The organism is Psychrobacter sp. ASPA161_9 (assembly GCF_051970275.1).
GTDB lineage: Bacteria > Pseudomonadota > Gammaproteobacteria > Pseudomonadales > Moraxellaceae > Psychrobacter.
Map to the genome: position 1 here is coordinate 31,059 of NZ_JBEFNI010000002.1, position 16,169 is coordinate 47,227.

Annotated in this window: 13 protein-coding genes; 5 read left to right on the top strand and 8 right to left on the bottom strand. The window is 42.8% G+C overall.

Annotation, left to right across the window (positions count from 1 at the left end):
* The first annotated feature begins 152 nt into the window (after positions 1-152).
* Positions 153-362, top strand: coding sequence for a cold-shock protein (locus tag ACTQ9S_RS03185; protein ID WP_010201661.1), 210 nt, complete (start codon positions 153-155; stop codon positions 360-362).
* A gap of 414 nt (positions 363-776) precedes the next feature.
* On the opposite strand, the gene ACTQ9S_RS03190 is transcribed toward ACTQ9S_RS03185, so the two are convergent.
* Positions 777-1,862 carry a YeiH family protein gene (locus ACTQ9S_RS03190; protein ID WP_440453728.1) on the bottom strand — a complete coding sequence of 362 codons (1,086 nt, stop codon included), beginning with the start codon at positions 1,860-1,862 and terminating at the stop codon, positions 777-779.
* A 191-nt stretch (positions 1,863-2,053) separates the two neighbouring features.
* On the opposite strand from ACTQ9S_RS03190, the gene ACTQ9S_RS03195 reads away from it, so the two are divergent.
* Entirely contained in the window at positions 2,054-2,995 is a 942-nt protein-coding gene (locus ACTQ9S_RS03195; protein WP_440453730.1) for a LysR substrate-binding domain-containing protein, read from the top strand.
* 123 nt (positions 2,996-3,118) lie between these two features.
* Here the strand turns inward: ACTQ9S_RS03195 and ACTQ9S_RS03200 are convergent, their stop codons facing one another.
* Positions 3,119-3,586, bottom strand: coding sequence for a universal stress protein (locus ACTQ9S_RS03200; RefSeq protein ID WP_068037856.1), 468 nt, complete (start codon positions 3,584-3,586; stop codon positions 3,119-3,121).
* A gap of 196 nt (positions 3,587-3,782) precedes the next feature.
* The gene (locus ACTQ9S_RS03205; protein WP_068037855.1) at positions 3,783-4,244 is read right to left on the bottom strand and encodes a universal stress protein; all 462 of its coding nucleotides are present in this window, start codon (positions 4,242-4,244) and stop codon (positions 3,783-3,785) included.
* 447 nt (positions 4,245-4,691) lie between these two features.
* Here ACTQ9S_RS03205 and ACTQ9S_RS03210 point away from each other — a divergent pair, with 447 nt between their 5' ends.
* Entirely contained in the window at positions 4,692-7,769 is a 3,078-nt protein-coding gene (locus ACTQ9S_RS03210) for an insulinase family protein (protein ID WP_440453732.1), read from the top strand.
* Positions 7,770-7,843: 74 nt separating this feature from the next.
* Here the strand turns inward: ACTQ9S_RS03210 and ACTQ9S_RS03215 are convergent, their stop codons facing one another.
* Complete coding sequence (locus ACTQ9S_RS03215) at positions 7,844-8,407, bottom strand: NUDIX hydrolase (protein WP_440453733.1); 564 nt, start codon at positions 8,405-8,407, stop codon at positions 7,844-7,846.
* Positions 8,408-8,748: 341 nt separating this feature from the next.
* Positions 8,749-9,264 (bottom strand): HPP family protein, encoded by a 516-nt coding sequence (locus ACTQ9S_RS03220; protein ID WP_228138862.1) that lies wholly within the window; start codon positions 9,262-9,264, stop codon positions 8,749-8,751.
* Positions 9,265-9,419: 155 nt separating this feature from the next.
* Here ACTQ9S_RS03220 and ACTQ9S_RS03225 point away from each other — a divergent pair, with 155 nt between their 5' ends.
* Positions 9,420-10,157 (top strand): NUDIX hydrolase, encoded by a 738-nt coding sequence (locus ACTQ9S_RS03225; protein ID WP_068329431.1) that lies wholly within the window; start codon positions 9,420-9,422, stop codon positions 10,155-10,157.
* Between the two features lie 176 nt (positions 10,158-10,333).
* Here the strand turns inward: ACTQ9S_RS03225 and ACTQ9S_RS03230 are convergent, their stop codons facing one another.
* Positions 10,334-11,710: an oxygenase MpaB family protein gene (locus tag ACTQ9S_RS03230; RefSeq protein ID WP_440453735.1), complete on the bottom strand. Its 1,377-nt coding sequence runs from the start codon at positions 11,708-11,710 to the stop codon at positions 10,334-10,336.
* Positions 11,711-11,854: 144 nt separating this feature from the next.
* Positions 11,855-13,054, bottom strand: coding sequence for a Na+/H+ antiporter NhaA (gene nhaA / locus ACTQ9S_RS03235; protein WP_068037834.1), 1,200 nt, complete (start codon positions 13,052-13,054; stop codon positions 11,855-11,857).
* A 637-nt stretch (positions 13,055-13,691) separates the two neighbouring features.
* On the opposite strand from nhaA, the gene ACTQ9S_RS03240 reads away from it, so the two are divergent.
* A complete protein-coding gene (locus tag ACTQ9S_RS03240; protein ID WP_068329425.1) occupies positions 13,692-14,447 on the top strand; it encodes a TSUP family transporter in 756 nt (251 codons plus the stop codon).
* A gap of 96 nt (positions 14,448-14,543) precedes the next feature.
* Here ACTQ9S_RS03240 and ACTQ9S_RS03245 read toward each other — a convergent pair whose 3' ends face one another.
* Complete coding sequence (locus ACTQ9S_RS03245) at positions 14,544-15,920, bottom strand: dicarboxylate/amino acid:cation symporter (protein WP_440453737.1); 1,377 nt, start codon at positions 15,918-15,920, stop codon at positions 14,544-14,546.
* Positions 15,921-16,169 lie beyond the last annotated feature (249 nt).

The window sequence follows — 16,169 nt, forward strand, 5'->3', positions numbered from 1 at the left end:
TAATACGCTCAAGCTTAAGAGCAGTTCTGCACCAAATCATTACCTCGTAGTATTAGTTATAATCCTTCGTTTTAATATTTATCGTTCAGTAGCTATTTGCAAGCGTTACCGGTCACTAGGCCACAAATAAATTAAAAAGTAGGATTATTAGTATGTCAGATACTCAAAAAGGTACAGTTAAGTGGTTCAACGAAGCTAAAGGCTTTGGTTTTATCGCTCCAGAAACTGGCGCAGACGTTTTTGCTCATTACAGCGAAATCACTGGTTCAGGTTTCAAAACTTTGGCTGAAGGCCAAGAAGTTGAGTTCACTGTAACTCAAGGTCAAAAAGGCCCACAAGCCCATAACATCGTTGCTATCTAATTTATCTTTTATAGATAATAGTTAGAGCAAGATGAATAAAAAAGCGAACCTTCGGGTTCGTTTTTTTTCGTTTGCGATTTAGTGTAAGCTATTTAATGTTGAAAGCTTAATATCTATAACTTTAGCTTTATGCCAAATGGTTTGAAGTCAAAGTATAGAATTAAAAATGCCTACGTACTATTGCGATAGTCGTAGGCATTTTTGATTTTGGAAAATGTGATGAATGTTGAGCGATAGGTATAGTCGATCCACTATAAGATAAATACAGCACTACTAGGATACTTTCTTCTAAATATAGGTTGCGCAGCCTCTGTCTGCGTAGGCACAGCAAGCAAGGAAAAATTATCCCAGTAGCGCGTTATAATTTTCGTACTTCTTTTATTTAGGACTGACTATATTAAGTAATTGAATCAGTTAGATAGAGCTAATGCTAATATTAATCAGACCACCGCCAACGATCAGCCAACCAAACATAATAGCGCCTAAGATGAGCGGCTTAACGCCAGCTTGCTTAATCGCGCTCAAATGGGTCGTTAAACCCAGTGCAAACATCGCCATCGTTAGCAAGACGTCATCTAGCATAACCATACTCTGCTCAAAGCCCTCAGACATTGGCACCCATGTATGCAGTATGACGATAAGAATAAAAATAAAGGCAAACCACGGTACGTTGACTTGTTTGACACGCGCTATAAACGACAACTTCTCATCGTTATTTTCATTGTCGCCCTTGGTTAAAGCAAAGGATAAGATAAGTAAAAATGGCGCAAGCATCATGACTCGTATCATTTTGGTCACGACAGCCGTATTCCCAACCTCAGGATTAATAGCATTACCTGCGACCACGACTTGCGCTACCTCATGGATGGTCGAGCCTGTATAAATACCGTACTGTTGGGCGTTTAGCCAAGGCTGTAACCAGCCGAGATGATATAAAAAAGGGTAGAGGAGCATAGCAATAGTGCCAAACACCACAACCGTTGCTACAGCGATAGTAACTTTATGCGCTTCAGCTTTGACCACTGGCTCTGCTGCAATTACCGCTGCTGCACCGCAAATACTAGCGCCTGAACCAATTAATAAAGTTGTTTTTCTATCGACTTTTAGCCACTTAGTACCCAGCCAGTAGGTTAATAAAAAGGTTGAAGTCAATACTAGCGCATCAGTCATAATCGCTGGCATACCAACGCTGGCGACCTGGGTCATTGTCAGCTTAAAGCCGTAAAACATAATGGCTAGGCGTAAAATCTGCCCTTTAGCAAAGCATACCCCAGCATTTAAGCGTTCAGCGAAATTAGGATAAACCGTATTGCCCAATAGCATACCGAGCAAAATTGCTAATGTTAAGGATGATAGTCCAACGATACGGCCGTTCGACCAAGTGTCTAAACTGGTATTAAGCCATAAACAAAATAGGCTACCGATCAGAACCACAACCAGCCCTGCTAAGTGACGGTTAGTTGGAAAATAATGATTCACTGATTGGGCAAAAGCGTGCATGACGGACGCATCCTATTATAGAAAATCAAAATAAGCATAAGCTTATGAATAGACAGTATAAGCCAACCTGATTTATAATAAAAACAGATTAATAAGATATAAATTATCGAAATTTTAGGTTAGTAAGGTATTATTAAGGAGTTAATATCAATAAATGATATTGAGAGGCTGGCATAAGGTGTAATTTAATAATGAAAAAAGCGATGCAGACGCTACCGAAGATTACGCTAAAACAATTGGCGGTATTTGTTAGTATTTATCAGACGGGTAGCACCAGTCGTGCTAGTGAGGAGTTGCACCTATCACAGTCGGCAGTCAGTAGCGCGCTGACTGAACTAGAAGCAAGATTGCAGATGCCATTATTTGAGCGGGTAGGGCGCAGGCTCAATCAGCACCCTAATGCCCATCCCGTTTATGTACAAGCGCAAGCAATCTTGGGGCAGTCACTAACGCTTGAGCATTATCATAAGTATCAAGCAGGGCAGATTCATATTGGGGCGAGTACCACTATCGGCAACTATGTATTGCCGCCGCTGCTTGCCAAGCTATACGAGGCGCTGCCGGATGCCAATGTCGATATGTATATTGCTAATACCCAAGAAGTGGTTAGCGAAGTCGAGCAGTTAAATATTGATATTGCCTTAGTAGAAGGTATGCCGCGTCCGACAGATATGAAAGCCATTGAACAGCGAGAATGGCGGACAGATACTTTGATGATCTTTGCTAAACGCGATAGCAAATGGTTGGTAGGTTTGGCTGATTATCAAGAAAATGAGAATATTTATAATATTACGATAGCGCAGTTAGCCAAATTACCGCTACTAGTGCGTGAAGCAGGTTCGGGCACGCGGCAGATTATCGATGAGAAGTTGCTCAAGCATCTACCCGATGCCGAGGTCATTATGGCGATTCAACAGTCGGAGGCCATCAAGCATATGGTTAGTGCAGATATTGGCCTTGGCTGCCTATCGCAACATGTTATTGAGACAGAATTAGCGGCGGGAAAACTAGTACAAGTAAAAGTAGCGGGCATTGATTTGTCGCGTACATGGTGGCTAGTTTGGCATAAAGCCCGTCACCAAAGCCCGATTTGGCAAACCTTTATAGATATTATTCAAGAACAAGGCAGTTAGACATATAGTACTAAACATAAAAAAGCGCGCCGTAGATATCTGTCTACAGCGCGCTTTCTTGTGTCTAATACTATGTATTTGATACTGTGCGTTTGATACTAAGTGCTATCTACGCCCAATAAATTAGCTGCGTTTTGACACTGGTTTATCAAGTCTGACTACTAAACTATCACAGGGCACATTTGGCAAGATATTATCCGCCGTTGCTCCGCTTAGCCATGCAGCAATACCGTGACGCTCGTGGCGTCCGATGACCAGTAAATCAACGTCATGCTTATGACAATAATTAACGATACCTTCACTGTTAGAGATGGCGGTGGTTACTTCAGAATTTACCGCATTTAATTCGTTGCGCTCTAAAAACTTTGCCAGCTTTGCGCGCGCTTCTTGGCAGCGCTCATCATCAATCTCATCGTATAAGCTCGAGGCAGGTACCAACTCATAACCAAAGCCTACCATAGTATCTTTGACAATATGTAGTACCGATAGCTTGGAACCAGGACGATTATCAACGATGCGTTTAGCTTTTTGAGCAACTATGTCGGCGTCGGATAATAGGTCAGTAACCAGTAAAATATGTTGGTAAGTCATGAGGATCTCCTCGTAGCAAGTAGTCTTAACTATAGCACTACTATTGACTGCTGTTAAGTAATGGATTGTGGCTTTTAAATATGTACTGGCAAATAGTCCGCTATGCTTCTCGGTAGGATTTAGACATGTCTAATTTTGCAGCCAAACTTATAGAACCAAACTGATGCAGCCAAATGGATAGACAGCCATGCCAAACTTATTGGGGTACTGGCTGATCAAGTTTGACGACTAGGCTATCGCAAGGAGCATTGGGCAAGATATTATCTGCGGTTGCACCGATTAACCATGCAGCGATACCGTGGCGCTCATGACGTCCGATAATAAGTAAGTCAACGTCCTTTTTACGACAGTAATTAACAATACCTTCATCGTTAGAGATGGCAGCAGTGACCTCAGAATTGACTGCTCGTAAATTATTACGTGCAAGGAACTGTGCGAGTTTAGCCCGTGCTTCTTGCCAATGTTTGCCATCGACATCACCTGAGAGGCTAGATGCGGGTACTAGCTCATAGCCAAAGCGCACCATGTCATCTTCAACGATATGCAGTACCGATAACTTAGCTTCAGGGGAGCCTGCGAGGATACGTTTGGCTCTTTGAGCAACTATATCGGCATCAGATAGCAAGTCGGTAACCAGTAAAATATGTTGGTAGCTCATAATGCGCTCCTATTAATAGTAACTTCATAGTAACAGTGCTGAACATCTTTGTTAAGGTTAAATCCATATTTTAGTTGTGGTAATTGTGTGGGTTCGGTTGTGAGGATGGTTATGAATGAGGTGGTCGTTGTTAAGTAGTTGTTGCACAATTAATAAATGTTCATCAAGCCTTCGTTAAACTGCTCATAGTCATAGTTTGTCTCCTGCTGACTTGACTTATCAATGTGCGAGCCCCATCTATTAGCGCTAGGCCAATTATTTTAAATGATTAAATTTAAAAAATTCCCAGAATAATTTTGAGGTTCAACTCTTTTATAAGAGCTGACTATTTATAAACACTGTATAACTTATAACCACTGTACAACATTTTTTATAACGACAATTTTTATCAATCTATTTACCCTGCTCGTAAGGGTATTATTTACATTATGAGCTTTAAGGACAACTATGACTGACACGCCATTTACCGCTGACTTAACTTTGCATCCAGCATTTGAGCTGATTGAGCATCGCCATATTGAGGCGCTATCAATGGATGTGCTGATCAGTCAGCATGTCAAAACGGGAGCGATGCACTATCATTTGGCGCATGCAAGTGATGAAAATGCCTTTTTGGTCGGCTTTCGTACCCAGCCAATGGATTCAAAAGGCGAGGCACATATTTTAGAGCATGTTGCTTTATGTGGTTCTGAGAAGTTCCCAGTACGTGATCCATTCTTTTCAATGATTAAGCGCTCGCTCAATACTTTTATGAATGCGATGACCGCTGCCGATTGGACAGCGTATCCGTATGCCACCCAAAACGAAAACGATTACTTTAACTTGCTTGCCGTGTATCTTGATGCGTCATTTTTCCCCAATATTCACCCGCTCGACTTTGCTCAAGAAGGTATTCGCGTAGAATTAGACGAAAATGATAAGCCGCAGTTTAAAGGTATCGTCTTTAATGAGATGAAAGGTGCCATGAGCGGTGAGATTGATCAGCTCTATCATGCGGTCGCTCATCATTTATTCCCAACGACGACGTATCACTATAATTCAGGTGGCGATCCTGCTGATATTCCTGATCTGACGCATCATGAGTTGGTTGAGTTTCATCAAAGCCATTATCATCCATCGAACAGTATCATCATGAGCTTTGGTAATATTCCGGTTGCTGAGACTCAAGCAAAAATACATGAAGATGCTTTGATTCAGTTTGAAGCAGGTAAAAAACACGTCTCGCGTCCGGAGCAGCGTTTGTCTGCGCCGATTAGTGCCACAGATACTTATACTGCTGACGAAGCTGGCCCTGATCAAACCCATCATGTGGTTGCATGGTTACTACCGTCGATTACCGATCCCAAACAGCGCCTTGCATTACGTTTGTTAGAAGGGGTGTTGATTGAGCATTCTGGTTCGCCGTTGCGTGCGTATCTGGATAGTCATCCGCTAGGAACCTCGCCAAGTCCGTTATTAGGACTGGACGACAGCCATTATGAGATGGTCTTTTATACTGGATTACGTGGTTCAAACCCTGAGCATGCCGATGCGGTAGAGCAGGGCATTATGGACTTGCTGGCTAAAGTTGCTAGTACACCAATCGATGATGAAACTATTGAAACCATCCTACATCAGATTGAGATTGATCAACGTCATATCGGCGGTGATAGCATGCCTTATGGTCTGAATTTGATGTTAGAAGGCTTTAGTACAGCGATACATGATGGCAATCCTATCGATGTGTGGGAAGTGGACGAGCATCTACAATGGCTGCGTGAACAGGTAAAAGATGAGCAGTGGTTGCCTAATTTAATTAAACAGCATCTACTCGATAATAATCACCGAGTACGCGTGACGCTCACGCCGGATAGTGAAAAATCAGCTCGTCTTGTAGCAGCTGAGCAGACCCGTCTCGATACTATCGCGATGGATCTGACGGCTGATGATAAAGATATCCTGCATAAACAGGCGTTGGATTTAGCAGCGCGTCAAACTGCACCGGATGATTTAAGTTTATTACCAAAAGTTGGTTTGGAAGACGTACCGACGGATATCAGCTTTAAGCAAGGCACGCAAAAACAAGTGCGTTTAAGCGGGCAAGACAGTACTTTATTTGAATATGAAGCGGGCACCAATGGCTTATATTATTATCAAGTGATTGTGCCGTTGACGAATGCGATTGGTCATGAGGATACAAGTGAGTTACCAGTTAATGAAGTCATTAATCATCCGCTATTGCCTATATATTTAAGCTTGCTGTCTGAGCTAGGTACGGACTCTTTGAGTGCTCATGAGCTGCAAGCTAAGCAAGCAGCGCATTCATCAGGGGTGACGGCGCGTATCAGCCAGCGCACGGACATTGATGATAGCCAATCAATTAGCAGCTACTTTGTAGTAGCAACGCGCGCGCTTAATCGTAAACCTGAAGCCATTGATTTACTCAAAGAAGTGATGGAGCATAGCGTCTTTACTGAGCATGATCGTATCAAAGAGATCTTGCAGCAGCGTCAAGCAGGCTGGCAGTCAAACCTTGCGGGCTCAGGACATGCTTATGCGATGCAAACTGCCAGTCGCGGTATGAGTCGTCAAGCGCAGCTAGAGTATGTACGCAGTGGCTTGCCGGCACTTAATGCGCTTAAAGAGTTTTTGACGCATGCCAGTCAAGATGATGCGCAATGGGATCAGCTGGCAACTAGTTTGATGGACTTACATCAGCGTTTAATTAGCTTACCCAAACATGCCGTTATCATTTGTGAAGCGGAGCAAACCGAACGCTTAAGCAACTTGATTATCGATAGCTGGAAAGACAGCCGTGCACCAGAGCTGGCTGAAAAGCTGAAAGGTTCTGATGCTGGTATTGAAGATAATATCCCAAGCGAGTTTGCGGATTTAAAATTAGATTCAGCTTTGAATGGTGAAAAAGACGCGGTCAGAGCACTAGAAAGTGGTACTACTGTCGATGTTGAAGATTTGGCTTGGCTAGTTCCGACCAACGTCTATCATAATGCTAGTGCCTATACCGTTCCAGCTGCTGACCATCCAGATACGGCAGCACTAATGGTGTTAGCGCCTTATCTGCGTAATGGTTATCTGCACAGTGCTATCCGTGAGCGCGGTGGTGCTTATGGTGGCGGTGCTGGTTACGATGCCAATGCTTGCTCGTTTAAGTTTTTTAGCTATCGTGATCCGTATTGTGCCGAAACTTTTGCACATTTCGATGCCAGTATCGAATGGTTACTGAATGAGCCACAAACAGATGAGCAGTTAGAAGAAGCTATCTTAGGGATTATCTCAGGTATGGATAAGCCAGGCTCTCCAGCAGGCGAAGCTGTTAAAGCTTGTTTTGCTGACCTGCATAATCGCGGTGCAGACTGGCAACGTAAAATGCGTGCATCGATTTTGGCAGTGACGGTCGATGACTTGCAGCGCGTGGCCAAGCAATACTTGCAAGGGCAAAAACATGTGCGTGCGGTACTCGCGCCATATGATAAAGAAGATGAGATCAAAAACTTAGACTTTAAGGTTTGCAAAATTAAAAGCTAAGAGGCTTTATTACAGAAGAGCTAATGCAAAAAAAGCCAAGCGTAATGCTTGGCTTTTGCTATTTCGTATACAATTTAATAGCGTTTAATACTTTGATCCTTACCGATAAGATCTTGATGAATAGGGAAGTCGGACAGCTCATTAAACTGCTTACGATCAGCAAAATAGCTTGTCAAGGTGCGACGTACTGCTTCAAAAGCAATGGTATCCCATGGAATGTCTTCTTCACTAAATAATGCACAATCAAGGCTTTCAGAGCCGATACCGTAGGCACCATCCTTTAGATCGGTCAAATATATACTGTAGATTTGACCAATATCTGGAATATCATAAATGCAGTATAAATTCGGATTGATTACCACCGCATCAGCTTCTTCAAAGCTCTCGCGTGCTGCGCCTTCAGCCATCGTTTCGCCGTTTTCCATAAAGCCGGCCGGTATGGTCCATAAACCATATTGAGGTTCGATAGCGCGGCGGCATAGCAGTACTCTGTCTTTATACACTACCAAGGAGCCACAAATTACTTTTGGGTTTTCGTAATGAATATAACCACAATTTGGGCATACCAAGCGCGGTATATTATCAGTAGCTGGTATTTTGCGTTCTGCTTCATGACCGCATTCTAGACAATAGCGCATATCAACTGCCTTATTTTGATGAAATAACAAGAGAGATAAGTGGTTTTTTGATTTTTTGAATATGTTTATCGGTGTGGTGCTTTTATAAGTATAACCACAAGATATAATTCTAGTTCTAAACTTTATCTTAAGATAGCATAAAACAGCGCGGTGCTGAATGTTGGTAACATGAACACGTCATTTATCAGCAATAGAGCAAACATGCCTTAAATTAAAAGTCGTTAATATACTAGGGTATGACTGCCCTGTTTAAGAACAGCCAGTCACGTAAAGCTTACGTAGTGGTGACTAGACAGCGCTAATTTAGGCTATGATAAAAGCTAGTATATAGCTTAGCGAAACTACCAATACCTAGGATAATGCCTGCCTCTGCCGATGTTGTTATAAATCAAGGCAACGACTACTAAGGCGAGTGCACCTATCAAAGTTGGTGTAATTAAAAAGTGCCACTTAACACCGCCAAGCATGACGATTAATGGGTTTGAACCTGCTGGCGGGTGCGGTACTCGAAACAGTAGCATGAGGGCAATAGCAGTACCGACAGCGAGTGCCAAGCTCCACCACTCAATACCGAATATAGACATAAAAGATAAACCAGTGAAAGTGGTAATAAAATGACCACCAACGATGTTTCTAGGTTGAGCAAACGGGCTTTCTGGATAAGCAAAAATAAGCAGACAGCTAGCGCCAAATGAGCCCAAAATCATGGCGACATTTTGCCAACTACCAATTAAGGCCAGTGCTGCTGTTGCCAGCGTACCGCCTAGCCAAGCAAGCCCAATAATAAATAAGGGTAATCGTTGGGGGCAGTCATCGATTTTGCCTTGCATCTTATTTAATGAAAAAATCTTATTCACTAGCGTTTCCTAAATAATATACTGATAAATTTAGCTACTTGATTCATGATAAGTCTTCTTTTTGAGACTTTTTTATGGATAACCTAACTTAGTGACACTTCTTAATAAAACTTCTTAACGACACTTAATACTGATAAAAATATAGGCCGATTATAATGTTAATACATCCGCAGTCTGCAAGTTTTGATGAACTGTCAGTCGTTGTACCAACGTTGATTCGTCAACCTACACTCAGAAAGTTGGCTGAGCGGGTGCAGCATGAGACCTTAAATGCAGTCACCAGTCCAGCGATGTATAGCTCTTACAATACCTCTCAAAGTGCTCGAATTTTAGACAGTCTATATCAGACACCGATTGCTGATGCCTCGATACTGGTCGCCATCACCCATGAGCGCCATCCAAAGCTGCTACTAACGCGCCGCGCTGCACACATGAATAGTCACGCCGGGGAAGTGTCATGCGCTGGTGGTAAGTATGAAATAGGCGATGGCAATAATGTCGTCACCGCCTTACGTGAAGCTTGTGAGGAGACTGCACTACCGCCAAATAAAGTACAGCTGCTCGGTCAATTACCTATTCAAACCTCTAAAAGTGGCATGAGTGTGCGCCCAATCGTAGCTCTCATTGCTCCAGGCTTAGTGTTGGTGCCTGAGATGGGGGAGATATCGCGCATCTTTTGGGCAGATTTTGAAACGTTACTCACGCAGCCAACCGTAGAATATTCGGTAGAGTACACGATGCAGGATGAAACCTCGACCATACTCACACCCAGCTGGCAAGTGGAGGGTGAAACAGTGTGGGGTCTGACGGGACGCGTCATTGCCAGCCTACTAGAAACTGGGTTTGATCGGCAGCTTGAATGGTATTATCGTATACAAAACACAAGGCTGTGAAGGTTATAGTCTTATAGCGTCTAACCGTTTAATACACACTTATTTGACGTAGAACCCTTTAACACAGAGCATCACCAAACACGCTTTTTGTGGATTTATTATAGTTATTGTCGACGCTATTGATAATGGTTCAGGATATTCTATTTACTACTAATAATATTCTTGAGCTATGTTTTTTATTTATAGTAGTCATCGTTTTTCTTAAGCCACCAGTTCATATTATCTTGGCGCTTAGCGCGGAACTGCTCAAGCTTGTCAGCAACGGCGCTATTGTGTTGGCGAGCCGTATCAAGAGCGAACAAGATAGGCACTGATGACAGTACCCCAAAACGTATCTTTGATTTGGGCAATTGTAGTCCATCACCAACATCATCACCGACTATGGTGCGTGTCACACTAGCATTAACCATCTCAACGAAGCGTCCACGTCGATTGTCCTCACCCATTAGCTGGCGTGGCAAATCGTGCAAGGCTTTGGCAAGCGGTCTGCCCATTTTAAAGTCAAGCTGCTGAATGGATAAATAGGTATAAAGCCATTCCCAGCAGGCGGCTTCACCTTTTGGCAAACGCTGCAAATCAACACCCATCCAGTAGCTGGCAAGATTCCACAGATGCAAGATGCCCTCAGCTTCTTCTGTGCTAATCCGTGCTCCCAGCAGCTGCAATCCACGCATAATTAATAGTGAAAACTGCAAGTGAGTCGCAATCATATCTGTCTGATTAATGGGGATACCCCAATAGGCCGTATTCCAAGTACCATCAGGATTATGATGTTGATCGGCATTTGGTATGACGCCTGCGGCAGCATTGCCTTTACCTTTAAGCAAGTTTTGGCGTACTAGTGTATGAATCTGACGTACATTGATTGACTGGCGCCAGCCCTCAGAGCCGATCGCTAATACTTGGTCAATTGGCTTTCGTTTATTATTGTGATGATGCGCGCTAGGGTCTAGTTGTGGGTGTTCAGATACCGCTAGGATATAAGCGTAGGTACGCATCAAGCGTGGTAGAGCGTCATGCATCAAGGCACCGGTCTGAATGAGCGGTAGCGAGAGAGCAGGGATGCTGTAGCCTGCCATTAGTGCAACGTTACGCAGTAGCCAAATGAGCATCAGCGGATAACGGCGATAGGCGACCGCACCAATTTGCGCAAGCTTGGGATTAAACCAATCAGGGTGACTGCTAAATTGCTCAGTTAATGAGCTAAATGATGGGTTAGTAGTAAGGTCAATATTGATACTAGGATTTACGTTACCATCGACTATCAAATTCTGTAGCGGACGGCCAAAGCGAATCCCATCAGCCGTCAACGCATCCGCCAGCGGATCACCAATATCGTAACCAGCTACTATCTCCTCTAATAAATCTTGCGAGATAGTGAAGTCTTTAGGTAGCAAGTAACGCCTGATACGGCGTAGGACTTGTAGATCACTATGATCTGTAATGGCAGTAGTACGCCCATGACGCTGATAGCTCGCTACAGATTTTTTATGCTGTATAAGCTGCTCATTAGAGATGTCGGTATCACTTTTAGAAGGAGTTTTGGGTTTCATATTTATAATGTACCATCATAGCTGGCGCTACTGATAATCAAATGCGCTAACAGTTGTTATAAACTGTTAGCGCATTATGAAGCTCAATTTATATCATAAGACTCATAATAGTTACTGCCTATATCCAAACCTTTGGTACAAATATCAATGACGAGTTAAATCCACTGATGTCCCGCTGACACTATCTTTTAAGCTTAGTTTTAGCATGATGTAACCAGCAATACCAGATACGATCGAGCCCATAATGATGCCTAAACGTTCATCGAATAGCGTGGTATCGCCAGCAAATGCCAAGCCACCGATAAATAAGCTCATAGTAAAGCCAACACCGCACAGTAAAGCGGCACCATAGATTTGCTTGTAATTCATACCTCTTGGCATGGTTGAGATACCAAGTTTAAAGATCAACCAGCACATGACCATAACGCCTATCTGCTTACCGATGAATAGACCTGCGGCAATACCAAGTGGCACTGAATGGAATAGCTCAGCAAGACCTGCACCTTTTAGCGATATACCGGAGTTGGCAAAGGCAAATAATGGCAGAATACCAAAGGCAACGGTATTATGTAAATCATGTTCTAGCTCTTCAAGCGGTGAGTGTTCAGGATCAGTACGGTCGAACATAGGAATAAATAGTGCTAAAACCACCCCTGCTAAAGTCGCATGAATACCGGATTTGAGTACCGCAATCCACATAATGACACCGATGAGCAGATAAGGCGTAATGCTGGTGACGTTGCGACGATTAAGTAAATATAAGAAAGGCAAACACAAGCCCGCGACCGCTAATGACTCTAGTGATAAGTCATTGGTATAAAACAAAGCGATGATTAAAATCGCCCCAATATCATCAAAGATAGCAATTGATACTAAAAACACTTTTAATGAGTTGGGTACGCGGTTACCTAAAAGACTCAAAATACCGAGAGCAAACGCAATATCAGTTGCTGCTGGAATTGCCCAGCCTTTCCAAAACTCAGGCTCACTATAGTTGAACATTAGATAGACAATGGCTGGCATAATCATGCCGCCTAATGCAGCACCAGCAGGTAATATAATCTGCTTAACGTTAGATAACTCGCCAATGAGCACTTCGCGTTTGAGCTCAAGTCCGACTAAGAAAAAGAAAATCGCCATGAGACCATCATTTATCCAATGATGAGCGTCTTTGGCAATTGCAAAGTCGCCAATTTGAATGGCGACGGGTGCATGAATAAAACCTTGATACCAAACACTAAGGGGGGAGTTGGCAATAATCATTGCAGCAATAGCCGCCAACGCTAAGACAATACCGCCTGCTGCCTCAAATTCAAAAAACGCTTTAACCCTTCGTATTGCCATATCATCCTCATTTGCTAAATACGTACAGTAAACTCAAACGCCTATCTATCAACTACGTAATATTACGGATAGCTCGCTTCAGTTTCTCATAATTTCATCAATATAAACAATAAAATGCGTTAAACAATATATATCAGTCTACCGCGCAAGGTCATGACAGGCGATATAAAGACAATAATATGATTGATAGCGCTACTACGACCAGTTAAATATCTTTGGCCTAAAGACTTCTTCCTTGAAGTTTTTTTATTGCTATAAGGTATTCTATGTTTTGCTATAGATACTCGCAACAGCCATTATTAGGATATGACAGTCTAGCTATTTTTCTAGATAGTTTTGCGACCGCCATCATAAAATATAATGCCGTGACATGATAGTGCCCATAGACAGATAGTGTTTACCGCTCAGTAGGCGGATACTAACTAGTAAATCTAGCAGACTTTGTTACGTTTTGGTTTTTTTTATAGTTTTAACTCTATAATGGGCCGCATCTATTTGTGAATTAACTGCTTTTCAATAAAACTCTCAACTTACTCTTTATTCTATTTTGATATTCATGTTGATGTTAATGAGCTCTAGGCTAATAGTCTAGCGCTTACTGTTGTTTTTATTAGAATATTATTACAAGGTCAGTTTCATGGACTTATCGTTATCCCTAGAAATTATTTTGATGCTCACTGCGGTAGCCGCGCTTGCTGGCTTTATTGATGCTATCGCGGGTGGCGGTGGACTGTTGACCATACCAGCTATGCTACTGGCCAATATCCCGCCAGTGCTGACACTTGGTACTAATAAGCTACAAGCAGCCTCAGGCGCGCTTGCTGCCTCTATTACGATGATTAGAAAAGGTGTCGTCAAGCCTCAGCGTATCAAGGTCGCTATTATTGCCGCGTTCATCGGTTCTGTTATCGGTACTATCGCCGTGCAGATGTCTCCGCCTGACTTGCTCGAAAAGCTGATTCCTTTCTTGATTGCTGCTATTGGTATTTATACCTTATTTGCACCTAGGCTTGGTGAAGTAGAAGCAGCACCGCGCATCTCAGAAGGTAAATGGCAAAAAGTCGTTGCGCCTTTAATTGGTTTTTATGATGGTTATATTGGCCCGGGAACTGGTATGTTCTTTGCGCTTGGTAATGTCGCTCTACGTGGTCGTCAGATTATCGAAGCGACAGGTGCGGCAAAGGTCTTGAACTTATCTACCAATATTGGCTCGCTGATTTTCTTCATTTTGGGCGGTAATGTCTTGTGGAAAGTAGGTCTGGCAATGATGGTTGGACAAACGATAGGGGCTTATTTTGGCTCACATATGGTGGTCAAGGGTGGCAGTAGGCTAATTCGTCCGATGATTGTGCTGGTATGCTTAGCCATGCTGACTAAGTACATGCTTGGCTAATCTTCCCATAATGTACAACATCTTTATGTGGATTATCCCAACAAAAAACCTCAGCCAATTTGACTGAGGTTTTTTATATCTATTCAATGTTAAGGGTTAGCGACGACGATCAACATCATCATATTCACTACCCATCAAGCCATCGCTAAAGACTTCAGAGAACTCACGCTCGTTGTCTTCATCGATATGACCATCAAATACGTCTTTGGCACCAGCATTAGGATCGTTATAGATAGCAACGTCCATTTTATTTTCTGATTTTGCCACAATAGCGGTCACTGCTGCATCGCCACCAACGTTTACTGCGGTACGTAACATATCTAAGATACGATCCACACCTAAGATAAGGCCAATACCTTCAATAGGTAAGCCGACTTGGGCAAATACCATAGATAGCATAATCAAGCCAACGCCCGGTACACCAGCAGTACCGATAGAGGCCAATACCGACATTAAGATAACAGTCAGATATTCGGTCACGCCCAAATCAATACCGTAAATATTGGCAATGAAAATGGTCGCTGTCCCTTGCATGATAGCCGTACCATCCATGTTGATGGTTGCACCAAAAGGAACGGTAAACGAAGCGACTGAGTTATTAACACCCATACGCTTGGTGACTGTACGCAAGGTAATCGGAATGGTGGCATTCGAGCTTGAAGTACTAAATGCAAAAATCTGAACTTCGCGCATTTTTGCCAAAAAGGTCTTGATTGATAAACCTGAGAATAGCTTGAGCACGATCATCATCGTAATAAAGAAATGGAAAGCCAGTGAGCCAACCAGTACGGCAACATAACCCAATAATGACCAAATAAGATCTAAACCCAGCTCTGCCATGGCTTTGGTCAACAGTGCAAATACACCATAAGGAGCAAGGTTCATAATGATGGTCACCATCTTTAAGATGACTTCATTGATTAATTCCAAGCTCTGTACCAAACCTTTAGCGGGCTTGCCAACCATCAAGATACTGATACCGATTAGAACGGCAAAGAAAATGATGGATAACATATCGCCATTTGCCATCGCACTGATAGGGTTGGATGGGATAATATTGGAGAATACATCAAGCAGTGGTGGCGCTGAGGCCGCTTCAAATTCTGCTGCGGTCTCGACGTTCATGCCTTTACCAATGCCAAACACGATACCCAGTCCAATGGCCGTCGCAATAGCTAATGCTGTCGTCATCATATAGATGAGAAAAGTCTTGGTACCAATGCGGCCAAGCAAGCGGATGTCACCAATACCGCAAACCCCGCAAATAAGAGAGATTAATACTAAAGGTACAACTAGCATTTTGAGTGAGTTAACGAATAGCTTACCGATGATAGCAAGGAAGCCATTGGTAATATACGTATTAACAAAGCCGCCTTCAGCGTTTAGTCCGGAATAATTTATAAATAAACCCAGTATAATACCGAGCACCATGGCAACGATAATCTTGCCCGTCAGTCCCATATTTTTCCACATAACTTACATCCTTGGTGTACGTAACTCTCAGTAATAAGCTGGGTATTCAAATCAATATGATTATAACCACTGCTCTCATCACGAGCCCTGTTACGCCTATTAAATTCTTTCTAGTCTCATGTTTTGGGGGACAATATAAAAGAATTGTTAGGGGCACTGCAAGATTTTTTTATCATTCAAGTCATATTTATCTATCGACATGACAGCTTATAAAAGCTATGTGCCCAGAAAATAGCTATTATTTATTCT